The organism is Pseudomonas sp. EA_35y_Pfl2_R5 (assembly GCF_963970805.1).
GTDB lineage: Bacteria > Pseudomonadota > Gammaproteobacteria > Pseudomonadales > Pseudomonadaceae > Aquipseudomonas.
In genome coordinates, this window is sequence record NZ_CAXAOW010000002.1 from 25797 (window position 1) to 49718 (window position 23922).

Annotated in this window: 24 protein-coding genes; 6 read left to right on the top strand and 18 right to left on the bottom strand. The window is 59.6% G+C overall.

Annotated features, from left to right (window positions below; all coding sequences use genetic code 11):
• Nucleotides 1-4: 4 nt before the first annotated feature.
• Nucleotides 5-583 (top strand): Maf family protein, encoded by a 579-nt coding sequence (locus tag AACX99_RS04050; RefSeq protein WP_339409723.1) that lies wholly within the window; start codon nt 5-7, stop codon nt 581-583.
• 50 nt (nt 584-633) lie between these two features.
• Here AACX99_RS04050 and AACX99_RS04055 read toward each other — a convergent pair whose 3' ends face one another.
• Genes AACX99_RS04055 through rluC form a run of 3 tightly spaced genes read right to left on the bottom strand, consistent with a single transcriptional unit; the run spans nt 634 to nt 3254 of the window.
• On the bottom strand, nt 634-1608 hold the full coding sequence (locus tag AACX99_RS04055; protein ID WP_339409724.1) for a S49 family peptidase: 975 nt from the start codon (nt 1606-1608) through the stop codon (nt 634-636).
• Nucleotides 1598-2308, bottom strand: a complete 711-nt coding sequence (locus AACX99_RS04060) for an HAD-IA family hydrolase (RefSeq protein ID WP_339409725.1) — start codon at nt 2306-2308, stop codon at nt 1598-1600. The genes AACX99_RS04055 and AACX99_RS04060 overlap by 11 nt, the downstream gene beginning before the upstream one ends.
• Nucleotides 2301-3254 carry a 23S rRNA pseudouridine(955/2504/2580) synthase RluC gene (rluC, locus tag AACX99_RS04065; RefSeq protein ID WP_339409726.1) on the bottom strand — a complete coding sequence of 318 codons (954 nt, stop codon included), beginning with the start codon at nt 3252-3254 and terminating at the stop codon, nt 2301-2303. Before rluC ends, AACX99_RS04060 begins: the two co-directional genes overlap by 8 nt.
• Before the next feature lie 579 nt (nt 3255-3833).
• On the opposite strand from rluC, the gene rne reads away from it, so the two are divergent.
• Complete coding sequence (gene rne / locus AACX99_RS04070; RefSeq protein WP_339409727.1) at nt 3834-6944, top strand: ribonuclease E; 3111 nt, start codon at nt 3834-3836, stop codon at nt 6942-6944.
• Nucleotides 6945-7123: 179 nt separating this feature from the next.
• On the opposite strand, the gene murB is transcribed toward rne, so the two are convergent.
• The 8 genes from murB to AACX99_RS04110 all read right to left on the bottom strand — a co-directional run bounded on the left by murB (nt 7124) and on the right by AACX99_RS04110 (nt 14000).
• A complete protein-coding gene (murB, locus tag AACX99_RS04075) occupies nt 7124-8158 on the bottom strand; it encodes a UDP-N-acetylmuramate dehydrogenase (RefSeq protein WP_339409729.1) in 1035 nt (344 codons plus the stop codon).
• Nucleotides 8155-8619: a low molecular weight protein-tyrosine-phosphatase gene (locus AACX99_RS04080; protein WP_339409730.1), complete on the bottom strand. Its 465-nt coding sequence runs from the start codon at nt 8617-8619 to the stop codon at nt 8155-8157. The genes murB and AACX99_RS04080 overlap by 4 nt, the downstream gene beginning before the upstream one ends.
• Nucleotides 8619-9383, bottom strand: coding sequence for a 3-deoxy-manno-octulosonate cytidylyltransferase (kdsB, locus tag AACX99_RS04085; protein ID WP_339409731.1), 765 nt, complete (start codon nt 9381-9383; stop codon nt 8619-8621). Before kdsB ends, AACX99_RS04080 begins: the two co-directional genes overlap by 1 nt.
• Nucleotides 9384-9569 carry a Trm112 family protein gene (locus AACX99_RS04090; protein WP_090442371.1) on the bottom strand — a complete coding sequence of 62 codons (186 nt, stop codon included), beginning with the start codon at nt 9567-9569 and terminating at the stop codon, nt 9384-9386.
• A gap of 61 nt (nt 9570-9630) precedes the next feature.
• On the bottom strand, nt 9631-10632 hold the full coding sequence (lpxK, locus tag AACX99_RS04095) for a tetraacyldisaccharide 4'-kinase (RefSeq protein ID WP_339409733.1): 1002 nt from the start codon (nt 10630-10632) through the stop codon (nt 9631-9633).
• Between the two features lie 13 nt (nt 10633-10645).
• On the bottom strand, nt 10646-11074 hold the full coding sequence (locus tag AACX99_RS04100; protein WP_339409735.1) for an ExbD/TolR family protein: 429 nt from the start codon (nt 11072-11074) through the stop codon (nt 10646-10648).
• A complete protein-coding gene (locus AACX99_RS04105; RefSeq protein WP_339409736.1) occupies nt 11071-11703 on the bottom strand; it encodes a MotA/TolQ/ExbB proton channel family protein in 633 nt (210 codons plus the stop codon). The genes AACX99_RS04100 and AACX99_RS04105 overlap by 4 nt, the downstream gene beginning before the upstream one ends.
• Nucleotides 11704-11774: 71 nt before the next feature.
• Complete coding sequence (locus AACX99_RS04110) at nt 11775-14000, bottom strand: DNA internalization-related competence protein ComEC/Rec2 (RefSeq protein ID WP_339409738.1); 2226 nt, start codon at nt 13998-14000, stop codon at nt 11775-11777.
• Nucleotides 14001-14134: 134 nt separating this feature from the next.
• Here AACX99_RS04110 and AACX99_RS04115 point away from each other — a divergent pair, with 134 nt between their 5' ends.
• Nucleotides 14135-14668 carry a DUF2062 domain-containing protein gene (locus AACX99_RS04115; RefSeq protein WP_339409739.1) on the top strand — a complete coding sequence of 178 codons (534 nt, stop codon included), beginning with the start codon at nt 14135-14137 and terminating at the stop codon, nt 14666-14668.
• 51 nt (nt 14669-14719) lie between these two features.
• Here AACX99_RS04115 and AACX99_RS04120 read toward each other — a convergent pair whose 3' ends face one another.
• Genes AACX99_RS04120 through AACX99_RS04130 form a run of 3 tightly spaced genes read right to left on the bottom strand, consistent with a single transcriptional unit; the run spans nt 14720 to nt 17920 of the window.
• On the bottom strand, nt 14720-15964 hold the full coding sequence (locus AACX99_RS04120) for a lipoprotein-releasing ABC transporter permease subunit (protein WP_339409741.1): 1245 nt from the start codon (nt 15962-15964) through the stop codon (nt 14720-14722).
• Nucleotides 15964-16647 carry a lipoprotein-releasing ABC transporter ATP-binding protein LolD gene (gene lolD / locus AACX99_RS04125; RefSeq protein WP_339410558.1) on the bottom strand — a complete coding sequence of 228 codons (684 nt, stop codon included), beginning with the start codon at nt 16645-16647 and terminating at the stop codon, nt 15964-15966. The genes AACX99_RS04120 and lolD overlap by 1 nt, the downstream gene beginning before the upstream one ends.
• 22 nt (nt 16648-16669) lie before the next feature.
• The gene (locus AACX99_RS04130) at nt 16670-17920 is read right to left on the bottom strand and encodes a lipoprotein-releasing ABC transporter permease subunit (protein ID WP_339409742.1); all 1251 of its coding nucleotides are present in this window, start codon (nt 17918-17920) and stop codon (nt 16670-16672) included.
• Nucleotides 17921-18154: 234 nt separating this feature from the next.
• Between AACX99_RS04130 and AACX99_RS04135 the strand changes: the two genes are divergently transcribed.
• Genes AACX99_RS04135 through AACX99_RS04145 form a run of 3 tightly spaced genes read left to right on the top strand, consistent with a single transcriptional unit; the run spans nt 18155 to nt 19764 of the window.
• A complete protein-coding gene (locus AACX99_RS04135; RefSeq protein ID WP_339409744.1) occupies nt 18155-18730 on the top strand; it encodes a PilZ domain-containing protein in 576 nt (191 codons plus the stop codon).
• An 18-nt stretch (nt 18731-18748) separates the two neighbouring features.
• Nucleotides 18749-19051: a phosphodiesterase gene (locus tag AACX99_RS04140; RefSeq protein ID WP_339409746.1), complete on the top strand. Its 303-nt coding sequence runs from the start codon at nt 18749-18751 to the stop codon at nt 19049-19051.
• Nucleotides 19048-19764 (top strand): glycerophosphodiester phosphodiesterase, encoded by a 717-nt coding sequence (locus AACX99_RS04145; protein ID WP_339409747.1) that lies wholly within the window; start codon nt 19048-19050, stop codon nt 19762-19764. Before AACX99_RS04140 ends, AACX99_RS04145 begins: the two co-directional genes overlap by 4 nt.
• Nucleotides 19765-19917: 153 nt before the next feature.
• On the opposite strand, the gene sthA is transcribed toward AACX99_RS04145, so the two are convergent.
• The 4 genes from sthA to nqrF all read right to left on the bottom strand — a co-directional run bounded on the left by sthA (nt 19918) and on the right by nqrF (nt 23915).
• The gene (sthA, locus tag AACX99_RS04150) at nt 19918-21312 is read right to left on the bottom strand and encodes a Si-specific NAD(P)(+) transhydrogenase (RefSeq protein WP_339409748.1); all 1395 of its coding nucleotides are present in this window, start codon (nt 21310-21312) and stop codon (nt 19918-19920) included.
• Between the two features lie 123 nt (nt 21313-21435).
• Nucleotides 21436-21663: a (Na+)-NQR maturation NqrM gene (nqrM, locus tag AACX99_RS04155; RefSeq protein ID WP_339409749.1), complete on the bottom strand. Its 228-nt coding sequence runs from the start codon at nt 21661-21663 to the stop codon at nt 21436-21438.
• Complete coding sequence (locus tag AACX99_RS04160; protein WP_445261832.1) at nt 21660-22583, bottom strand: FAD:protein FMN transferase; 924 nt, start codon at nt 22581-22583, stop codon at nt 21660-21662. The genes nqrM and AACX99_RS04160 overlap by 4 nt, the downstream gene beginning before the upstream one ends.
• 105 nt (nt 22584-22688) lie before the next feature.
• Entirely contained in the window at nt 22689-23915 is a 1227-nt protein-coding gene (nqrF, locus tag AACX99_RS04165) for an NADH:ubiquinone reductase (Na(+)-transporting) subunit F (protein ID WP_339409752.1), read from the bottom strand.
• Nucleotides 23916-23922: the final 7 nt, after the last annotated feature.

Consider the following 23922-nt stretch of genomic DNA (forward strand, 5'->3'; position numbering starts at 1 on the left):
CGCCGTGCTGCCTCTGGTGCTCGCCTCCAGCTCACCCTACCGACGTGAACTGTTCACCCGCCTGCGCTTGCCCTTCACCTGGAGCGCTCCGCACATCGACGAATCACGACGACCTGATGAAGACGCAGAAGCCCTGGCGCGACGGCTATCGCTAGAAAAGGCCCAAGCACTGAGCGCTACCCACCCGCAGCACCTGATCATCGGCTCAGATCAGGTGGCAGTACTCGGCTCGCAAATCATCGGCAAACCACACACCCTGGAGCGCGCTCGCGAACAGCTAATGGCCGCCAGCGGCAACAGCGTGACCTTTCTGACCGGCCTCACACTGCTTAACAGTGCCACAGGCCAGCAGCAAACCGCCTGCATACCCTTCACCGTGCATTTTCGGCCGCTCAGTGACGCGCAAATCATGCGCTACCTGACCGCTGAACAACCCTTCGACTGCGCCGGCAGCTTCAAGGCCGAAGGCCTGGGCATCAGCCTGTTTCGCAGCACAGAAGGCAGCGACAGCAACAGCCTGATCGGCCTCCCCTTGATCCGCCTGGTGGACATGCTACTGACCAGCGGTATCGATATCCCCTAAAAACAACAAGCCCGATCAATGACCGGGCTTATTTGCAACGGCTTCAGACCTTAGCGTAACGCCGCCCCTTGGAACCCCATCCACAGGGCAATGCGCTCAGCCATGCTGGCACCCAGGGTTTTCGCGAAGCGATCGAAAGGCGACTCCTGCACCGTGAAATCAACGATTTCCTTCTCACCAATCACTTCCCGCGCCACATAGCTGGTATTGCCCAAGGCATCGACCAAACCCAGCGTTAAAGCCTGCTCGCCCGACCAGACCAAACCCGAGAACAACTCAGGATGCTCGGCATCCTTCAAGCGCTCACCACGCCCCTTCTTGACACTGGCAATAAACTGGCGATGGGTGGTTTCCAGTACACCCTGCCAAAACTCGGTCTCTTCGGCTTTTTGCGGCTGGAACGGATCGAGAAACGCCTTGTGCTCGCCGGAGGTATACACACGACGATCCACACCCAGCTTCTCCATAGCCCCAACAAAACCAAAGGTTGCCGCAGTCACACCAATAGAGCCGACCAGACTGGCCTTGTCGGCATAAATCTCATCGGCCGCACTGGCGATGTAATAGGCACCCGACGCACCCAGATCAGTGATCACCGCATACAGCTTGATCGCCGGGTATTCAGTACGCAGACGACGAATCTCGTCATAGATATACCCCGACTGTACCGGACTGCCGCCCGGGCTATTGATGCGCAGGATCACGCCCCTGGTGTTGGCATCCTCAAACGCCGCACGCAGGCTGCTGACGATATTGTCGGCGCTGGCCGACTCTTGATCAGCAATCATCCCGCGCACCTCGATCACCGCAGTATGACTGCCGGTGGTCGCGCCCTTCTTCATCGCCAGCATGGGCGAGAATAAGGCCAGCGCGCCGAAGATATAAATAAAGGTCAGCAGCTTGAAGAAAATCCCCCAACGCCGCGCGCGGCGCTGCTCCTGCACACCGGCCAGAAGAGTCTTCTCCAGCAGCTGCCAGCTCTTACCGTCGCCATCAGCCGCCGACGCCTTCCATTCATCTGCCATGCAAAACCACCTCAACTGACTGATTAGACGCGCACCGACCTAGCCAGGCGCGCAACTCGGTAAAACATTCTATTGCCAGCGTAGGCCGGCACTCACGCAGCGCCTGCAACGACTGCGCACCATAACCCACCGCCACACAATCCATGCCAGCGCGCTGCGCCATCAACAGATCGAAGGATGAGTCACCCACCATCAGTGCCCGGCTGGCAGCAACACCGCTTTGCGCAAGAATCTCGTGCAACATCAGCGGGTCCGGCTTGCTCGCCGTTTCGTCGGCGCAGCGGCTGTAGTCGAAATAATCCAGCCAGCCACGATCCGCCAGCACGCGCTGCAAACCATGCCGCCCTTTTCCAGTCGCTACCGCCAGGCGATAACCCTCGGCACGAAACGCCTCCAAATCCTCAGCCACGCCATAGAACAGCGCCGATGGCTCAGACTCAAGGGCCAGGTAGTTTTCGCTGTAGCTTTGCCGCAAGCGCTGCGCACGAAGTGCGTCATGCATATCCGGATAAAGACAACGAATCGCCTCAGGCAAACCCAAGCCGATAATGCCGCGCACCTGATCATCCGTGCAGCGCGGCAAGCCGCAAGCATCTGCAGCCATATGCATCGCCGCGACAATCCGACCGATGGAATCAACCAGTGTGCCGTCCCAATCGAAGATCAGCAGCTGGTAGCCACGTTCCTGACAATCACTCACCGAGACGCACCATAGTTCGCGCCCACATCTCATCGACTGGAGCTTCAAGTTTGAGCTGACCACCTTCAGGCAGCGGCACAACCAACTCATAGGCATGCAGAAACAGGCGTTTGCCGCCTAGATCGCGAATTTCCTTGGTGAAATCGTCATCACCATACTTGCTGTCACCAGCAATGCAGTGTCCGGCATGCTGCGCATGCACACGAATCTGATGGGTACGCCCGGTCACCGGCTTAGCCTCAACCAGGGTAGCGAACTCACCAAAGCGGCGCAGCACACGAAAGACGGTCAAAGCCTCCTTCCCCTCAGGATTGACCTCAACCATGCGCTCACCAGAACGCAGATTGCTCTTAAGTAGCGGCGCATTTACCTGCTTCTTGGCCGTCGCCCAGTTACCACGCACCAGCGCCATATAACGCTTGTCCACGCCATCACCACGCAAGGCTTCGTGCAGGTGACGCAACATGCTGCGCTTCTTGGCAATCATCAACAGGCCGGAAGTATCGCGATCGAGGCGATGCACCAGCTCCAGATCCTTGGCATCCGGACGCAGCTGACGAAAGGCCTCGATAACCCCGTAGTTCAGGCCACTACCGCCATGCACGGCAATACCAGCCGGCTTATTGAGAACGATCAGCGCCTTGTCTTCATAGACAATCGCCGCTTCAAGGCGCTGCAAAAGCCCCTGCGCCAGCGGCTCTGGCTCATCGCGCTCAGCCAAACGCAGTGGCGGCACGCGAATGATGTCACCGGCCTGCAACTTGTACTCAGGCTTGATCCGACCTTTATTCACACGCACTTCGCCTTTACGCAAAATCCGGTAAATCAAAGTCTTGGGCACGCCTTTGAGCTGGGTGCGAAGAAAGTTATCAATGCGTTGGCCGGCAAGCTCCGGCGCAACCTCGAGCAGCTGGACGCCGGAGGTTGGAGGGGAAGGATTTGTCATCGCGCAATCATAACAATTTTTTATGGAATTGAAGCACTTAATCATTGCTGCTATAGTCGGGGACGCCGCCAAAAGCGGCCTGGTTTGCGGATGATCGCCAAAACTGCCATCCCCAACCAACGCAACCCATTCGGGACGTGAGGCCGTCCGACGGGTTATTCAACGAAAGAAAAGCCTCCAAGGCTGTGAATAACTCGGAAATAAAGCCTTTAAGCCATGATGCGCAACCTGCCCCTCTGGACGGTTGCGGTAATAGTTAACCCGCTGCGGATTTTCGCGAGCGGCACCCGAGTTTCAGCGATACGTGTAGGGTGGAGATGTACAACTGTTGGTCCGCGTAGCAGCTCGCTTTACCAAGACGCTTCATCTCGTCCGCTACCAACAGCTGATTCCTCCTCCTGACTTAGTGCTTTCTGTTATCACAGCGAGCAGGAGACGTCCGTCGCGGCCCAGCACAATTGGCTGACCGCCGCTAGACACTGGAACGCTTTACGACCGTTCCTGACGCACCTGACACCGACCCTGAAGTCGTGTGTGCCGAACGCCGCTTCCGCCAGCACCGGAAACCGACGGTATTACATGAAAAGAATGCTGATTAACGCAACTCAACCCGAAGAGCTGCGTGTCGCCCTAGTAGATGGGCAGAAACTCTACGACCTGGACATCGAGTCCGGTGCCCGTGAGCAGAAAAAATCCAACATCTACAAGGGTAAAATCACCCGTGTAGAACCTAGCCTCGAAGCCGCTTTCGTCGACTTCGGCTCTGAGCGCCACGGCTTTCTCCCGCTCAAAGAAATCTCCCGCGAATATTTCAGCAAGGCCCCAGAAGGCCGCGTCAATATCAAAGACGTGCTCAAGGAAGGCCAGGAAGTAATCGTTCAGGTCGAGAAAGAAGAACGTGGCAACAAGGGCGCAGCCCTGACCACCTTTATCAGCCTCGCCGGTCGTTACTTGGTACTGATGCCAAATAACCCACGCGCTGGTGGCATCTCGCGCCGCATCGAAGGCGAAGAGCGCAACGAACTGCGCGAAGCGCTGAATGGTCTGATCGCGCCTAGCGACATGGGCTTGATCGTGCGCACCGCAGGCCTCGGCCGCTCCAGCGAAGAAATGCAGTGGGACCTCGATTACCTGCTGCAACTCTGGACCGCTATCAAAGAAGCCTCACTGGACCGCGCTGCGCCCTTCCTGATCTACCAGGAAAGCAACGTGATCATCCGCGCCATCCGCGACTACCTGCGCCAGGACATCGGCGAAGTGCTGGTCGACAGCATCGAAGCGCAGCAGGAAGCTCTGAGCTTCATCAACCAGGTGATGCCGCAGTACGCCAGCAAGATCAAGCTGTACGAAGACAGCGTGCCGCTGTTCAACCGCTTCCAGATCGAAAGCCAGATCGAAACCGCCTTCCAGCGCGAAGTAAAACTGCCGTCCGGCGGCTCCATCGTCATTGATCCGACCGAAGCCCTGGTGTCCATCGACATCAACTCGGCGCGCGCCACCAAAGGCAGCGACATCGAAGAAACCGCCCTGCAGACCAACCTGGAAGCGGCCGAAGAAATCGCTCGCCAACTGCGCCTGCGTGACATCGGCGGCCTGATCGTTATCGACTTTATCGACATGACCCCGGCGAAGAATCAACGCGCCGTGGAAGAAAAAGTCCGTGAAAGCCTGGAAGCCGACCGTGCCCGCGTACAAGTGGGTCGCATCTCGCGCTTCGGCCTGCTGGAAATGTCGCGTCAGCGCCTGCGTCCGTCCCTGGGTGAAAGCAGCGGTATCGTCTGCCCACGCTGCAATGGTCAAGGCATCATCCGCGACGTCGAATCGCTGTCGCTAGCCATTCTGCGCCTGATCGAAGAAGAAGCCCTGAAAGACCGCACCGCTGAAGTTCGCGCCCAAGTGCCAATTCCAGTTGCAGCCTTCCTGCTCAACGAAAAACGCAACTCGATCACCAAGACCGAACTGCGTACCCGTGCGCGCATCGTGATCGTGCCGAACGATCACCTGGAAACCCCGCACTTCGAAGTCACCCGCATCCGTGACGACAGCCCGGAAGCTCAGTCCACTCAATCCAGCTATGAAATGGCGACCATTGAAGTGGAAGAAGAGAAACAGGCCGCCGCAACGCGCACCCTGGTTCGCCAGGAAGCCGCGATCAAGACCGCGCCGCAGCGCACTGCACCAACCCCGGTTGAAGCAGTAGCCACACAGCCTGTAGCTGCCGCCGAGCCGAGCCTGTTCAAGGGCCTGGTCAAGTCGCTGGTCAGCCTGTTCGCCGGTAAGGAAGAAGAAAAGCCTGCCGTCGTCGAGAAGAAAACCAGCGAACGTCCACAGCGCAGCGATGAACGTCGCAACGGTCGCCAACAAAACCGCAGCCGTGGTGGCCGCAACAATGAAGATCGCAAGCCGCGCGAGGACCGTGGTCCACGTGAAGAGCGTGCACCGCGTGAAGAGCGTCAGCCTCGCGCAGCCCGTGAAGAACGTGCTCCACGTGAGGAACGCGCACCGCGTGAAGAGCGTGCGCCACGCGAAGAACGCAGCCCGCGTGACGTCGTAGAAGTTCGCGAGCCACAGGAAGTGCGTCAATCGCGCCCACCGCGTGAAGAGCGTCAGCCACGCGACCGCAAACCACGTGAAGAGCGCCAGCCGCGCGAACTGCGTGAGCCACTGGATGCCGCACCTGGCGATAGCGCAACCGTTAGCGAAGAAGCCCGCGCCGAACGTCCGCAACGCGAACCGCGCCAGCCGCGCGCGCCGCGTGAAGAGCGCCAGCCGCGTGCCGAACAGGCTGCAGCTGTCAGTGACGAAGAAGCACTGAATGCTGAAGAAGCACTGCAGGACGATGAGCAGGAAGGCAGCGAAGGTGGTGATCGCCCACGTCGCCGCTCCCGCGGCCAGCGTCGTCGCAGCAATCGTCGCGAACGCCAGAACGATGCCAACGGCAACCCGATCGAAGGCAACGAAGAAACCGCAGAAGTTCAAGCCGATGCCGGCAACACGGTAGTGGCTACAGCAGCGACTGCAGCAGCTATCACTGCTGCGGACGAAACGGCTGAAGCAACGCCGGTAATTGCCGAGCCGGAGCAGCCACGTGAAGTCGCTGCAGCTGAAGCGCCGCAAGCAGTTGTTGAAACCGTTGCTGAGACCGCTGTTGTAGAAGCAGTAAGCAGCCCGGTTATCGAGGCCAGCGAAGCACCTGCACAGGCCGAAGTCAGCGAAGCTGCACCAGCACCTGCTGTTGTAGAAGCGCCCGCACCGGTCGCAGAAGTTGTTGAAGCGCCAGCTGTGGTTGCCGCTGCCGAGCCGGTTGCCGAAGTTGCAGTGACTGAAGTTGTGGCAGCTGAAGCCGCACCTGCGGTCGCTGTCAGCAGCAACGGTCGCGCACCGAACGATCCGCGCGAAGTGCGTCGCCGTCAGCGTGAAGCCGAGCGCCTGGCCCGCGAAGCCGCCGCCGAAGCCCCAACTGCCGCCGTGCAGGTTGAAGCGGCTGCGCCGATCGCTGCGGAGCCGGTTGCAGACGTAGTTGCCGAAGCCGTAGTGGAAACTGCAGCCGAAGCGCCTGCGCACAGCGAAGCAGCCGAGCCCAAAGCTGAAGCCACAGAAGCAGAAGTAAGCTCGGAGCCGCAAAGCTCGCTGTTTACTGAAGCAGAAGCTGACGAGCAGGATAAAGAAGCGGTCAAACCGCAGATCTGATCCGCTAGGTAATAAAAAATTGCCTGGAGCAATTTTTAACGTCGCGTAGCGACGGCCCGCAGGGTAGCTGCCAGGGATGGCGAGCTATAAAAAAGGGGATGCTTCGGCATCCCCTTTTGCGTTCTGGCTTTCTATGTCAGCGCGGCCAATCGCTATTCGCTGCCTGTCGCTAAAACGCCTTAAAGCACGTTCGGCTCGATCTCTAACTTAACCGAAAAACGCTGAAAAATATCCGCCTGGATACGCTGCGCCAGTGCCAACAGCTGCGCACCAGTGGCGGCGCCGTAATTCACCAGCACCAACGCCTGCAGACGATGCACACCCGCATCACCCTCACGAAAGCCCTTCCAGCCAGCCCGCTCGATCAGCCAGCCCGCGGCCAGCTTGACCTGCCCGTCCGCCTGGCCATTCACCACCTGAGGATAGGCCACCAAATCGGCATGCTCAGCGCGCAAACGCTGCGCCAGCTCACTCGATACCAGCGGGTTCTTGAAGAAGCTGCCGGCATTGCCTAGGTGAGCAGGGTCAGGCAATTTTTCGCTGCGAATGGCGCAGATCGCCTGGCTGACATCCAGCGCCGTCGGGGCATTGATTCCCTGCTCTTCCAGACGCTGACGCACTGGGCCGTAATCCAGATGCAGCGCAGCCGCACGACTCAAGGCAAAACGCACCCGCAGGATGACCCAGCGTCCGCTTTCGCGTTTGAACAGACTATCGCGGTAGGCAAAGGCGCAGTCCTGCAGAGAGAACTCGCGCAGCTCGCCACTGCGCCGATCCAAGGCGGTCAAACCGGCAAACAGATCCTTCAACTCAACGCCGTACGCGCCGATATTCTGCACCGGAGCCGCGCCCACGGTGCCTGGGATCAGGCTGAGGTTTTCCAGGCCGGCAAAGCCCTGCGCCAGCGTCCATTGCACAAACGGATGCCAGGGCTCCCCCGCTTCTGCCTCGATCACAACACGCTCACCGTCATCGCTCAGTACGCGAATACCGCGACTGGCCATACGCAGCACCAGCGCCTCGACATCGGTTGTGAGCAGCAGATTACTGCCACCACCGAGTAACAGCAGCGGAAGCTGCTGCGTTTGCGCATAGCTCAGCGCTTCGCGCACCTGCTGATCGTTCTCGGCTTCGGCAAAATGACTGGCCTGGGCCTCGACGGCAAAGCTGTTATAGGGCTTCAGTGATACCTGAGTGCGCACCTGCAGGCTCATAAGCGCCCCTTGAGTTCGATCACCAGCGCATCACAGGCCTGCTCGATCAAATCCAGCACCTGGGTAAAACCGGCTTCCCCCCCGTAATAGGGATCCGGAACTTCATCCAATTCAAGCTGATAGCGGCGCAGAAACAGGTCCAGCTCGGCCGGGGTATGACCCGGACGCAACTGCGTTAAGTGCTGCAGGTTACTATTGTCCATCGCCAGAATCAGATCGAAGGCATGAAAATCCTCAGCCATGACCTGCCGCCCACGCAATGCAGAAAGGTCGTAGCCGCGCTGTAATGCGGCCTGACGCGTACGCAGATCCGCCGCCTTACCCACATGCCAATCGCCGGTACCGGCAGAATCGACTTCAATGCGCCCTTCCAGCCCGGCCTCACGCAGCTTGTGGCGCAACACGCCTTCGGCGGTGGGCGAGCGACAGATATTGCCCAGGCAGACGAACAGAACGCGCATCAGGCCCCCAACAGGCGACGAACCCGCTCGAGGTCTTCCGGGGTGTCGACGCCGGCGGGCGGCGCTTGCAGCGCATCGGCGACATGGATACGCACCCCGTGCCAGAGCGCACGCAGCTGCTCCAGACACTCGGTATCTTCCAACCAGCATGGACCCCAGCTGACGAAGTCATGCAGAAATTGCGCACGGTAGGCGTAGATGCCGATATGCCGGCGGTACGGCACGCCGACTGGCAGTTCGTCACGGCTCTTGGCGAAGGCATCGCGCGCCCAGGCTAGCGGCGCGCGGCTGAAAGTCAGGGCCAGGCCGGTCTTGTCGCTGACCACCTTGACCACGTTGGGGTTGAACAACGCCTGCACATCCTCAATCGGCTCGGCCAAAGTGGCGATTGCCGCCTGCGGGTTGGCCGCCAGGTTGGCCGCCACCTGATCGATGACCGATGGCGGGATCAGCGGCTCATCGCCCTGCACGTTGACCACGATGGCATCAGCCGCCAGGCCCAGAGCAGTGGCTACTTCAGCCAGGCGGTCGGTGCCGGAGTTGTGGTCGACGCGAGTCAGCACTACCTGCGCACCAAAGCTGCGGCACACCTCAACGATGCGTGCATCGTCGGTGGCAACCACCACCTGCTGCGCGCTGCTTTTGCACGCCTGTTCCCAGACATGCTGAATCATCGGTTTGCCGGCAATATCCTGCAGCGGCTTGCCCGGCAGGCGACTGGAAGCGAAACGCGCCGGAATCACAACGGTAAAGACAGTGCTCATTTACTTGTCCAGACGCTCGTCGACGTTGAGGGTGCGGGCTTCGCTTTCCAGCATCACCGGGATGCCATCGCGCACCGGAAAGGCAAGTGCGTCGGCCTTGCAGATCAGCTCGCTCTTGTCAGCGGCGAGCTTCAGCGGGCCTTTGCACAGTGGGCAGGCGAGAATGTCGAGTAGTTTCGGGTCCATGGGAGATCCTTGAGAGGAAGCAGCTACTGGGGCGGACGAAGCCGCCGAATGATCAGAACAATCAGGTGCGCGGCACAAGGCGCTGCAATTGCTGATCAAACCAGGCGACAAACGCAGCCGAGGGCTCGGCATCCACCGCCAGGTACCACCAATCGTCAGCCGCAAAGGCACGGCACTTGACCGCATCCTTTTCCGTCATCAGCACCGGCAGTGCCGGACTGAAATTCAACAGCTCGGCGCTGTACGGTGCATGGTCAGCAAAGGCATGCGCGACAGGCCGCCAGTGTAGCCCTTCGAGGGTGTTGAAGAAACGCTGCGGGTTGCCAATACCGGCGACCGCATGCACGGCCTGACCGGCCGAGAAATGACTCAGCGGGTGCTGCTGAGCACTGCGTAGATTGACCAGGGCGCGCGGCTGCAGGGTAAAACCGTAACCGCCCTGCGGATCATTGGAGGCGCCGTTATACAGCAGCGCATCCACAGCCTGTAGACGCTCGACCGGCTCACGCAGCGGGCCGGCAGGCAGGCAACGACGATTGCCCAAGCCGCGCGCGGCATCGATCAGCACCAATTCAAGATCTCGGGCCAGACGGTAGTGCTGCAAGCCGTCATCACTGAAAACCAGGTCCAACGGTTCGGCCGCCAGCAAAGCCGCCACGGCGCGACCGCGATCAGGGTCAATCATCAGCGGCACGCCGCTGCGTTGCACAATCAGCAATGGTTCATCACCGGCCACGCTGGCAGCCTGATCGGCCTGCACCAGCCAGGGCAGCTGTGGCGGCTGCGCGCCATAGCCACGACTGACCACACCGACGCGCAGCCCTTGGCGGCGGCAGTGCTCAATCAGCCAGAGAATCATCGGGGTCTTGCCGGTGCCACCAACGGTGATATTGCCAACCACCACGACCGGCACCGGTGCACGGTAGATTTCGCCCTCGCCCGCCAGAAAGCGTGCACGCTTGCGCCGCACCACCACGCGATAGAGCCACTCCAGCGGACGCAGCAAGCCCAATGCCGGATGACCGGCGTACCAGGCAGCAGTGAGTCGCGTGGATAGGCTCATCAGCGGGCAAGCCTCAAGGCGCGGCTTGCGCCTCAATGGTGGTCATACGCAGGTGGGCAAAACCCAGCTTGCCGGCCGCATCCATCGCGGTAATCACCGCCTGATGCTGCGCCTTGGCATCGGCACTGATGATCAGCGGTAGGCTGTTATCGCCTTCCGATTCCTTCTGCAGCGCCGCCATCAGGCTTTGCAGATCACTTTTCAGCAACTGCTTGGCATTCAGCGAGTAGCTGCCATCGGCGGCGATCAGGATTTCCAGCTGCTTCAGTTCGGTCTGCTCTGGCGGCGTACCAGTAGCGGCCTCAGGCAGATCGACCTTGAGCTGAGTCTCACGGGTAAAGGTAGTTGTGACCACGAAGAACAGCAGCAGGATAAATACCACGTCGATCAACGAGGCCAGATTGATCTCGACGTTCTCCCGCGGTTTGCGCCGGAACTTCACGCCTTATCCTCACCCAGGTCAACGTCACGGTCACCCTGCACCACTTCCACCAGGCGAATCGCTTCCTGCTCCATGCCCACTACCAGCTCATCGACCCGGCGTTGCAGGTAGCGATGGAAGAACAGTGCAGGGATAGCCACCATCAGGCCTGCGGCCGTGGTGATCAGCGCCTTGGAAATGCCGCCGGCGAGTAATGCCGCATTGGCCATACCCGAGCCCATAAAGGAGCTGAAAATTTCGATCATGCCAAGCACGGTCCCCAGTAGACCCAGCAACGGAGCGATACCGGCAATGGTCCCCAACGCATTCAGATAACGCTCAAGGTCATGAATGACTCGGGCGGCAGCTTCCTGAATGCACTCTTTCATGATCTCGCGACCATGCTTGGAATTGGCCAGGCCCGCAGCAAGGATTTGCCCCAAGGGTGAGTTGGCGCGCAGCTCCTTGAGCTTCTGGTTATTAAGCTTTTTATCTTTGATCCACTTCCATACCTGACCGAGCAGGTTGGGTGGCGTGATGCGGCTCGGCCGCAGTGTCCAGAGGCGTTCGGCAACGATGCCGGCCGCAGCGATAGAACACAGAATGATTGGCAGCATCATCCAGCCGCCAGCTTTAACCAGTTCCCACACGTGGCAGTTCCCCTTCACAAAAGTGGCGCCACTCTAGCATAGGGTCGCCGCCTCGCCGACCGCTGCCGTTCTCATTTTTCCCGCCAAAAACGTGCTCGATAGCGCAAACCCTGCGCCTGCTCGAATGCACCCAGGCGAATCCGTATAGCGCCATGCAGAGCCGTGTCGTACAGCTGCGTATTCAAGGCCCGGTAGCGGGCTACCACCTCGTCATGCGGATGGCCAAAAGCATTGTGCGCACCGCGGGAAACCAGCGCGGCAGCGGGCCTGACCTGCTCCAGTAAGGCGGCAGATGACGAACTGCGACTGCCGTGATGGGGTGCCAACAGCCATTGCGCCGGCATCATCAAGCCGCTGTTGAGCAGTGCCCACTCGGCATCGTTGTCGATGTCGCCGGTCAACCACAGCCGCTCGCCATTGGCTTCTATACGCAGCACGCAGGATGCCTGATTGCCATCAGTCGCCTGCGTCCAACGCCAGGTGCTGAACTCGACCCCATCCCAGTTCCAGCTCAGCCCATTGACGCAGGCGTCGGCCAACAATAAAGGTGCGAGCTTATCCGGCTCGCCACTGAGCACTTGGCTCACGGGCAGACCGCGCTTGATCGCTGCAGCGCCTCCCGCGTGATCGTTATCGGCATGACTGATCAGCAACAGATCAAGCCCGCGCACATCCAACGCCCGTAGAGATGGCAACACCACCCGCTCACCGGTATCGAATTCGCCAAAGCGCGGTCCCGCGTCATACAGCAAATCATGCCCCTGGGTGCGAACCAGCACCGCCAGGCCCTGACCTACATCCAGCACCCACACCTCGGCTCGCCCATGTTCAGGACCCTGTTGCGGGCTGAACAACAAAGGCAGCAGCAATAACGCGCCCAGGCTTCGCATCGGCAAGGCGGCCGGCAAGAGCAACACCAGCGCGCCAAGCGCAACGAGCAGCCAGGCCCAATAGGGCAAAGCGCTGGGCAACCAAGCCGGCAGCCACAGAGCGAACAAGGCCAGTAATTCGAACAGCAAGTTCAGCACCCAGCCCGCCAGCCAAAGCAGTGCTGCCCCCACCCCAGGTACTGGCAGCAATAACGTACCGAGTAATGCCAGCGGCACCACCAATAACCCCACCACTGGCACAGCCAGCAGATTGGCCAAGGGGCCACTGGCACTTACCGGCAAGCCGAGCGCCAGCAATAACGGCAACAAGCCGATTGCCATAGCCCATTGTGCGCGCAGCAGGGTATTCCACCAGGGCCAAGCGCCGAGGCGACCGCTGAAGATCAGAATCAGCAGCATCACTGCACCAAAGGACAACCAGAAACCCGGCTGCAAACTAGCCAGCGGTTCACCCAACAGCACCATAAGTAATGCCACTAACAACGGCAGCCACACGCCCAGATGGCGGAAACGCCAGCGCCAGAGCAGCACCAAACCGACCATCACGCAGGCGCGCTGTACCGGCACCTCAAAACCGGCCAACAGCCCATAAGCCAACGCGCCGGCAAAGGCCATTACACAAGCGCACGGCAGCCAGAGCCAGTTGCGCGGCCAGAAGCCCAGCCGCGCCAAGACGGCCACCAGGCCGTATAAAAGCGCCGCCAACAGACCGATATGCTGACCGGAGATCACCATCAGGTGCACCGTGCCGGTGTTCTGCAGCACCTGCCAGTCGGCTGTCGACAACCCCGAGCCATCGCCCAGCACCAAGGCCGCCAAGGCGCCTTCACGGCCATGTGCGGGCGTTGCCAAGAGCTGCTGACGCAAGCGGTCGCGCCAAGCACCGCTTCCACGGGCAGGCGCAATTAGCTCACCACTTTTTACCGTGCCCGTAGCCCCGATGCGCTGTGCCAGCAGCCACGCCTCGTAATCGAATGACTGGGGGTTGACCAGGCCATGGGGACGCTTAAGGCGTACAGCCAAGCGCCAGGTTTCACCAGCGCGCAGTGTCGGCCCGTCATACCAGGACAGACGCAGACGCGTGGGCAACTTAGCGCGGCGTGAAAGCACTTGCTCCAACTCGAAACGCACCACCCCATGACTCGCTTCAGGCAGTCCGACCACCTGCCCCTGCAGCCACAGGGTTCGAGCATCCAGCTGCCGCGCCAGGCGTTCATCCAGCGCCCACTGCGCCGATACGCAGGCCCACGTGAAACCAAACAGAAACAAGGCGATGGGATAACTGCGAAACGGCAATAGCATCAAGCCGGCGACTGGCAGAAAAATCAGCAGCCATAACGGCGGCAAGGCCGGAAGAAAACGCAGCACCAGTAGCCCAGCTACCAGCGCCAAAATCCCTGTGCGCATAGACTCGCTCCGTGAGTCAGATCCAGCGTTTAACCTGTCGATCAGCTTTTGCATATTTGCTGTCACAAAGTCGGACAGCGGACGGTCATCAAAGGGTGCATAATATCGGCGCTTTTACCTGCCAGAGAGCCTTCATGCCGCGTCGTTTATTCAAGCGCTACATGCCCCACCCAGACCGCATAAAGGGCAATAAATCCCTGCGCTTTCTGGGCAGTCTGATCCACGACCCCAACCTCTGGCACCTCAACCGACATTCTGTTTCACGGGCCATGGCCATTGGCCTATTCTGGGCAATGATTCCTATACCGATGCAAATGGTCGCCGCTGCCGCCGTAGCCATTCCCGCTCGGGGCAACCTGCCAATCTCGATTGGCCTAGTCTGGCTGACCAACCCGATCACCATGCCGCCTGTGTTCTATTGCAGCTATAAATTTGGCGCCTGGCTGATGAGCACACCCACGTTGAAAATGCCTGATCACATCACCCTTGGTTGGGTCGGCCATGTTCTGCAAACGCATTGGCAGCCGCTGTATCTGGGGTCTCTGGTGCTGGGGCTACTGCTCGCCCTGATCGGCTACTTTGGCACCAACGCCTACTGGCGCTGGTGGGTGCGGCACAACTGGCGCAAACGCCAGGAAAAACGCCTTCAGCAAGACGCACCGAACTGACACAAAAAAGCCGTTACTCAGTAACGGCTTTTTTGTTTCTGCCAGCGTAGCTTATTCGTAACGCAGCGCATCGGCCGGCTGAATCTGCGCGGCACGCCAGGACGGGTAAACGGTAGCCAGAAAGCTCAGGCTGAACGCCGCCCCGCAGATCAACAGGACATCAGACAGCAGCAGTTCCGACGGCAGGTTACTAATGAAGTACACGTCCGAACTCATCACCTGCTGGCCACTCAAGCGTTCAATCCAGGCGACCAGTTGGCTGACATTCAGCGCCGCGAGAATGCCCAGCACCGCGCCGATCACTGTACCAATTACACCGATCACAGTGCCCTGCACCATAAAGATGCCCATAATCTGCCCCGGCGTCGCACCCAGGGTACGCAAGATGGCGATATCCGCGCCCTTGTCTGCCACCACCATGATCAGCGTGGCGATGATATTGAAGGCCGCCACCGCAACGATCAGCAGCAGCAACAGGCCGATCATGGTTTTTTCCATTTTCATCGCACTGAACAGGCTACCCTGGGTCAGCGTCCAGTCGGCGGAGCTATAACCTGCGCCCAGCTCGCCAACAATCTGCGCGGCTACCTGCGGCGCCTGATAGAGGTCCTTCAGCTTCAGCCGAACACTCTGCACCTGGCCTGGCTGCATGCGCTGGATATGCGCCGCATCGGCGACATGAATCAGCGCCAGCGAACTGTCCAGCTCGGCCCCCACCTTGAAGATGCCGACCACGTTGAGACGCTGCATACGCGGGCTGATACCGCCCGGCACGCTGCTCAGTTCCGGCACGATCAGCGCAAGCTTATCGCCCACGCGCAGTTGAAAGCGTCGCGCGGTAATTTCACCAAGCACCACGCCAAACTCACCTTCGCGCAAATCGCTCAGACGGCCTTGCTGCATATGTTTGTCGATGATCGATACCTGCGGTTCCAGCGCCGGATCGACGCCGTGCAGTTGCACCGGCTGCATCGCCCCGCGCACCGAGAGCATGCCTTCCAGCTCGGCAAACGGCACTGCGGCGACCACCTGCGGATTGCTCTTCGCGGTGGCTGCAACCTGCTGCCAATCATCCAGCGGCTGCGCCCCGGCGATGCTGGCATGCGGCACCATGCCGAGGATGCGCGTGCTCATTTCCTTCTGGAAACCGTTCATCACCGACAGCACCACAATCATGGCCAGCACGCCCAGGGCCAGGCCGATCATTGAGGTCATCGAGATAAAGGAAATAAAGTGGTTGCGCCGCTTGGCCCCGGTATAGCGGATACCGATAAAGATACTCAGCGGACGAAACATCAGGCGGCCACCAACTTGCCGTCTTCCAGACGCAGAATGCGGTCCATCTTTTGCGCCAGCTCCATATCGTGGGTCACCACCAGAAAGGCCGTTTGCGAGGCGCTGCTAAGCTCCTTCATCAGGTCCTGAATGCCCTGCGCGGTGTGGTGATCAAGGTTACCGGTGGGCTCATCGAGCAACACCAAGCCTGGCTGATTGACCAGCGCGCGGGCAATCGCCACACGCTGACGCTCGCCCCCGGATAGTTCAGACGGCTTGTGTGACAAGCGGTGACCCAAGCCAACGCGCTCCAGCAACGCGGTGGCGCGTTCGCGTGCTTCGCTGATCGGCGTGCGGCCAATCAGCAGCGGCATGCAGACGTTTTCCAGCGCGGTGAACTCCGGCAGCAGGTGGTGGAACTGGTAAACGAAACCCAGGGCGCGGTTACGCAGCAGACCGCGCTGCTTTTCATTCAGCGCTGACAACTCCTCGCCAGCCAGCCAGACGCTGCCGGTACTCGGCGTATCCAGGCCGCCAAGCATATTCAGCAAGGTGCTCTTGCCCGAGCCGGAACTGCCGACAATTGCCACACGCTCGCCGGGGTGCAATTCAAGTTGCAAACCATCCAGCACCACCACCGATTGCGGGCCCTCGTCGTAGCTTTTACCGAGGTTGCGACAACTAAGAACTGCACGATCTTGCATAGCGGGATCACTCATAACCTGATCATTCATAACGTAGCGCCTCCGCGGGCTGGGTACGCGCCGCGCGCCAGGCCGGGTACAGGGTGGCGAAAAAACTCAGAATCAATGCCGCGCCACAGACCAGCAGCACGTCGACCAGCATCAGCTGCGAAGGCAGGTAGTCGATGAAGTACACATCGGCATTAAGGAACTTGATCCCCAACAGCCCTTCCAGCGCGGCAATCGCACTGCTGATATTCAAGGCAGCGAGACAGCCCAGCAGCGCGCCGATGGCCGTACCAAATACGCCGATCACCGTACCCTGGACCATAAAGATCGCCATGATCTGCCGTGGGGTCGCGCCGAGGGTTCGCAGAATCGCGATATCGCCCTTCTTGTCGGTAACCACCATCACCAGCGTGGAAATGATATTGAACGCGGCCACCGCAACGATCAGCAGTAACAACAGGCCAATCATTGCTTTTTCCATGCGGATCGCTTGGTACAGATTGCCGTGGGTGCGGGTCCAGTCGCGGGCATAGTAATCGCCCTCACCGAGAGTTTGCGCCAGCGCCCAGGCGGTGCGCGGGGCCTCAAACAGATCGGCGAGCTTCAGGCGAATGCCCTGCACTTGGTCGGGCTGCCAACGCTGCAAACGTGCCAGATCCTGCACGTGGGTCAGAGCCAGGTGGCCGTCAATTTCGCCGGCGCCGACATGGAAAATACCGACCACGGTAAAGCGCTTAAGGCGCGGAAACATGCCGGCGGGAGTAACCGTGACTTCCGGGGCGACGAAGGTGACCTTGTCACCCAGGTCGACGCCGAGTTTGGCGGCGGCCTTATCACCCAGCACCATGCCAAACTCGCCGGGTTGCAGCGCTTCGAGGCGACCCTGCTGAAAGAAATTGCCAATGATCGAAACCTTGGCTTCCTCCAGCGGATCGACCGCATTGATCAGCACCTTCTGCACCTTGCCGTCGTTGGTCAGCAAGCCCTGCATCTGGCTGAAAGGCGCAACCGCAAGCACTTGCGGGTTGCTTTGCGCCCGTTCGGCCAGGCTGCGCCAGTCCTTGATCGGGGTGGCACTTTCCACGGTGGCATGCGGCACCATACCGAGCACCCGGGTGCGCATTTCATGGTCGAAGCCATTCATTACCGACAACACTAGGATCATCACCAGCACACCAAGTGCCAGCCCGATCATTGAGGTCAGGGAAATAAAGGATACGAAGTGATTGCGACGCTTGGCCCGCGTGTAGCGCGTGCCGATAAATACGAACAGAGGTCTGAACATGTGAGGGCTGATTCGAGGGAAAAAGAAACGTCCTTGTGGGGGCTTGGCGAGCAGCCTTACACTCTAAATCAGGGTAAAGTCTGCTGCGCGTCGGACCTGCTACGTTGAAAACTGTCTCGGAATGCTCATTTACATTCGTAAACTGCGCTTCCTCACCACTTTTCGCCTTGCATGCCGCTAGCTCGCAAGACTTTGAACAGGTTCTTCGACCACTACTGCTGCCATGGGTTCGCCATGCCGACTCAAGATGAAGATGATCGCCGCGAATACTATCGTATCGACGATACGATCGCACTGGAATTCACCCTGCTCTCGGGCGCAGAAGCCCTGGCCAGTGACGAGCTTCACGACAGCTCCCCACTGTTCAACCTGCTCAGCGATCTGCACCTGATGGACTTCGAGTCGCAGCATCTGCTGCGGCACATCACCGAGCGTGATCGCACCCTGGCCAATTACCTCAAGGTGATGAACAAGCGTATCGACCTGCTCGGCCAGGCCGTGGCGCAAAGCCTGCTGCGTGACATCGGCACGCCGCGCAAGGTCAGCTTGTCCGAGGGTGGCGTCAGTTTTAATAACCCTCAACCCGTGGCAACCGGCGCGCACCTGGCGGTGAAGATGGTGCTGATGCCGCAGGCTCTGGGCCTATTGCTAAGGGCCAAGGTGGTGCATTGCCAACCACTGCCCTCGCAGCAATTTGAAATTGGCGCAGAATTCGAAGCGCTGAGCGATGCTCAACGCCAGCTACTTGCCCGGCATATCCTGCAACGCCAGGCTCTGGAACGTCGCCAGGCCCGCGAGCAGCCCCTGTAACCCTGATAGCGAGCCATCATGCCCCGTCTGTTTCTGCTTCTCGCCCTGCTCCTGTCTCTCGGCGCTAATGCTGACACCCTGCAAATCCCCATCGGCCAGCAAGGTGGAAGCGCGCTGCAGCTGCCGCAGTTCGGCGAATCCCAACGCTCCGTGCTTGAGCGTTTCGGACTGGCCGATGAAGAGCACCCCAGCGTCGGCAACCCGCCGATCACCCGCTGGGATTACCGCGAATTCAGCGTCTACTTCGAGCATAAACACGTGATCAACAGCGTGCGTCATCACCAGCCCGGCGCCGCCCTGCCCGACAAGGAGCAACAGTGACAGTTATCTATGGACACCGCGGCGCCAAAGGCGAGGTGCCGGAAAACACCCTGGCCAGCTTCCAGCAATGTTTGAAGCATGGTGTGCGCCGCTGCGAGCTGGATCTGCACCTTTCACGCGATGGCGAGCTGATGGTGATTCACGACCCGACCCTCAAGCGCACCACCGGCCACCGCGGCAAGGTAGTCGAGCATGACGCCGCCGAGCTGGTGACCTATGACGCGCGCAAAGGCGGCCCTGGCGCAGTTACGCCCTGCCCAATTCCACGACTGGAAGAGCTGTTCCAGCACTGCGATTTCGAGCACTGGCAGCTGGAAGTCAAAAGCGCCTCGAAGGTTCGCTCGGCGCGGATGGTCAAGGCGATTGCCGAACTGGCCGAGCGCTACAACCTCAGCGACAAAATCACTGTCACATCCAGCTCACGGGAAGTGCTGCGGGCTTTGCAGCGCCTGGCCCCACACCTGCAACGCGGCCTGGTTGCCGAATATGCCTGGCTCGACCCGTTGAAAGTGGCCAAGCACTATGGCTGCCACCTGCTCGCGCTGAACTGGACGCTGTGCACTCCGGAGCGCCTGCTGAAAGCACAGAAAGCCGGTTTGCATGTCTCGGTATGGACGGTCAATGAGCCTGCACTCATGCGGCGCTTGGCGGATTTTGGCGTGGACAGCATCATCACCGACTTCCCCGGACTAGCAATGGTGACTCTGGCATAGTCACCCGCAGAGCCACAGAAACGAAAAAACCGGCCACAAGGGCCGGTTTTTTCGTTAAGCCTGATCAGAAACTCTCGCGATTAGGCCAACGCCAATCGCTGGAGTCACTGAACGGGTTCTCCCCGGCCGGCTCAGGCCACCGGCCGGAGCCGCTCAAAAAAGCCGGTTGAGGCCGTCGAATGCCGCAACCCGATAGGCTTCCGCCATAGTCGGGTAGTTAAACGTGGTGTTGACGAAGTACTTGATGCTGTTGGCTTCGCCCTTCTGATTCATGATCGCCTGGCCGATATGCACAATCTCGGATGCCTGGTAACCGAAGCAGTGCACGCCCAGCACTTCCAAAGTTTCGCGGTGAAACAGCAGCTTGAGCATGCCCACCGGCTCGTGAGAAATCTGCGCACGGGCCATGCCTTTGAAGAATGCCTTGCCGACTTCGTAAGGGATTTTAGCCTGGGTCAGTTCGCGCTCGGTTTTGCCGATCGAACTGATCTCCGGAATGGTGTAAATACCGGTCGGCACGTCATCGACGAAGCGCCAGCTGCCATTGTCGACGATGCTACCAGCAGCCGAGCGCCCCTGGTCGGCCGCCGCACTGGCCAGACTCGGCCAGCCGATTACATCGCCCGCCGCATAGACGGTCGGCACTTCGGTACGGTAAGTCTCGTCGACTTCGATTTGCCCGCGACTGTTGACCTTAATGCCGATATTTTCCAAGCCCAACTGGTCGGTGTTACCGGTACGGCCGTTGCACCAGAGGAAGGCATCGGCCTTAATCTTCTTGCCGGACTTAAGGTGCAGAATCACCCCGTTCTCTACGCCCTCAACACTTTCGTATTCTTCGTTATGACGAATCAGTACGTTGTTGTTGCGCAGGTGGTAGCTCAAGGCGTCGGAGATTTCCGCATCGAGGAAGCTCAGCAACTGGTCGCGGTTGTCGATTAGGTCGACCAGCACACCCAGCCCGCTGAAGATCGAGGCGTACTCGGAGCCGATAACCCCGGCGCCATAGATGATGATGCGGCGCGGGGTGTGGCCAAGGCTGAGGATGGTGTCGCTGTCGTAGACGCGCGGGTGGTGAAAGTCGACGTCCACCGGGCGGTAAGGCCGCGAGCCGGTAGCAATGACGATCTGCTTGGCCACCAGCTTTTCCACCACACCATTGGCGCAGACCACTTCGATGGTGTGTTCATCGGCAAAACTACCGGTGCCGAAAAACACATCGATGCGGTTACGCGCGTAATAACCGGTACGCGAACTCACCTGCTTGGCAATCACCCGTTCAGCACTTTTCAGCACATCAGGAAAGGAGAACCAGCGCGGCTCGCCGATCTGACGGAACATCGGGTTGGTGTTGAATTGCATGATCTGCCGCACCGAGTGGCGCAGCGCCTTGGACGGGATGGTGCCCAAGTGAGTGCAGTTGCCACCGACTTCACGACGGCTGTCGACCACGGCCACCTTGCGCCCGGCCTTGGCCGCGTTCATTGCCGCGCCCTCACCTGCCGGGCCAGAGCCCAACACCACTACGTCGTAGTTGTAGACCGCCATGTTTACTCCTTCAGATCACGCCGGAGCTCTTGTACCGAGCTCTCGGCAGGGCCAGCACTGCGTATGCAGCCTGGCAACAGTTCGTTCGCTGCAAGCCTAGCCGCTAAGCCGGCCACAGGACGATTAGCGTTTGGTCGCGTCGTAGGCCAAGGCTGCGGTCTTGCCTTGCGAGTCGCTGTTGATTTCCTCGCATTTCTCGCGGCTGCCACCACAAATCGAGCATTCCTTCTCGATGCCCAGGTTGGCGATACCACCGCACGAGCCAGCGATGGGCTTACGCCCCATCATCACGCCCACGGCCATCATGCCCACCACCAGCAGCATGGTCAGAAAAACCACTAAAAATGTCATTGCTCGTCTCCTGCAGCGAATAGCTGCTCGAAAGCCTGAGTAGTCTGTGTGACGAAAGTGTCACCTTCACGGGTCACGAAAAACGCCGCAATACCCATGCGCTCAGCAAATGCCAGGCCAGGCTCAGTGCCCATCACCATTAGCACTGTAGACAAGCCATCGGCACGCAAGGTCGATTTATCTACCACGGTTACCGCAGCCAGCTTGTGGATGATCGGCGCACCGGTCAGCGGATCGAGAGTGTGCGAATAACGCTGCCCTTCTTCCTCAAAGTAGTTGCGGTAATCACCCGAGGTGGAAATGCCGTAACCATCGACGGCAAGCACACGCTGAGCGACACGCTGGCCGTCCTGCGGCGCTTCCAGGCCGATCCGCCAAGGTTGACCATCCGGCTTTTTGCCGGCAGCCTTGAGCTCCCCGGTGACCTCAACCATATAACTGGTCACGCCCAGCTCATTGAAACGCTGGACGATCTTGTCCACCGCATAGCCTGCGGCAATGCTGTTGAAATCAACCTGTACATCAACATCCTTGCACAGCTGCTCACCTTCGCGACGCAGGTGCTGCATACCGATACGCTCACGAGCGACGGCTAACTGCTCCGGTGTTGGCACTTTCTCGGCTCTGGCCTTGGGTCCGAAGCCCCAAAGGTTAAGCAGCGGTTCCAGAGTCAGGTCGAACGCACCGGTACTTTGCTCATGCAGCGCGCGCCCAGCCTCAACCAATTCCAAGACCCCGGCCGGCATCGCCTGACAGGTGCCGGCCGGAGTCTGGTTGAATTGTTCGATTGCGGAATCATCGCGGTAGGTCGACATCTGTTGATCAACCTCAGCCAGGATTGCATCGGTTTCGCGCTTGAGTAACTCAAGGCTCGGCAAATCCTTGCTGCGCACATATTTAACGGTGTAGGTGCTGCCCATGGTCGGGCCACCAAACTCTTCTACCCGTTCTGAAAACCAGCAGCCCGTTAGAGCTGCCAGCAAGCTGGCTGCAATAACGGGCCGTAGTACCGCATAGATCATGAATCAGCCGCCGAAGTCGTCGAGCAGGATGTTCTCCTCCTCCACACCCAGGTCGACCAGCATCTTGATCACCGCCGCGTTCATCATGGGCGGACCGCACATGTAGAACTCGCACTCTTCCGGAGCCGGATGGTCCTTCAGGTAGTTTTCGTACAGCACGTTGTGAATAAAGCCCTTGAGGCCGGTCCAGTTGTCTTCCGGCAGCGGATCGGACAGCGCCAGATGCCACTTGAAGTTCGGATTCTCGGCCTGCAACTGATCATATTCTTCGTTGTAGAAAGCCTCACGCATGGAGCGGGCGCCATACCAGAAGCTGATCTTGCGGGTCGACTTCAAGCGCTTGAGCTGGTCGAAGATGTGCGAGCGCATCGGCGCCATACCGGCACCACCGCCGATAAACACCATCTCGGCTTCGGTTTCCTTGGCGAAGAACTCACCAAATGGGCCGTACACGTCGATTTTGTCGCCCGGCTTGAGGCTGAACACGTAGGAGCTCATCTTGCCCGGAGGCAGATCATCCTTGCCTGGTGGCGGCGAAGCGATACGGATATTGAACTTCACCAGACCGACTTCTTCTGGGTAGTTGGCCATGGAGTAGGCACGGATCACGGTCTCTTCGACCTTGGACACGTACTTCCACTGGTTAAACTTGTCCCAGTCGCCGCGGTACTCTTCCTGAATATCGAAGTCCTTGTAGTGCACTTCGTGCGGCGGGCATTCCAGCTGCACATAACCACCGGCGCGGAAATCGACGTTCTCGCCCTCTGGCAGCTTCAATGTCAGCTCTTTGATGAAGGTGGCCACGTTGGGGTTTGACTCAACGGTGCATTCCCACTTCTTCACGCCGAAGACTTCTTCCGGCACTTCGATCTTCATGTCCTGCTTGACCGGAGTCTGACAGGACAAGCGCCAGCCAGCCTTGGCTTCGCGGCGGGTAAAGGCGGCCTCTTCGGTCGGCAGCATTTCGCCACCGCCGTGCTCGACCACGCACTTGCACTGGGCGCAGGTACCACCGCCGCCACAAGCCGAGGAGAGGAAAATATTGTTGGCCGCCAGGGTCTGCAGCAACTTGCCGCCAGCCGGCACCACAATGGTTTTTTCGCCGTTGATCTCGATGCTTACGTCACCGCTGGAAACCAGCTTGGCGCGCGCCGCGATAATGATCAGCACCAACGCCAGCACAATGCCGGTGAACATGCCGATGGCGATGAAAATCTCGAAATTGATCATCTATTCA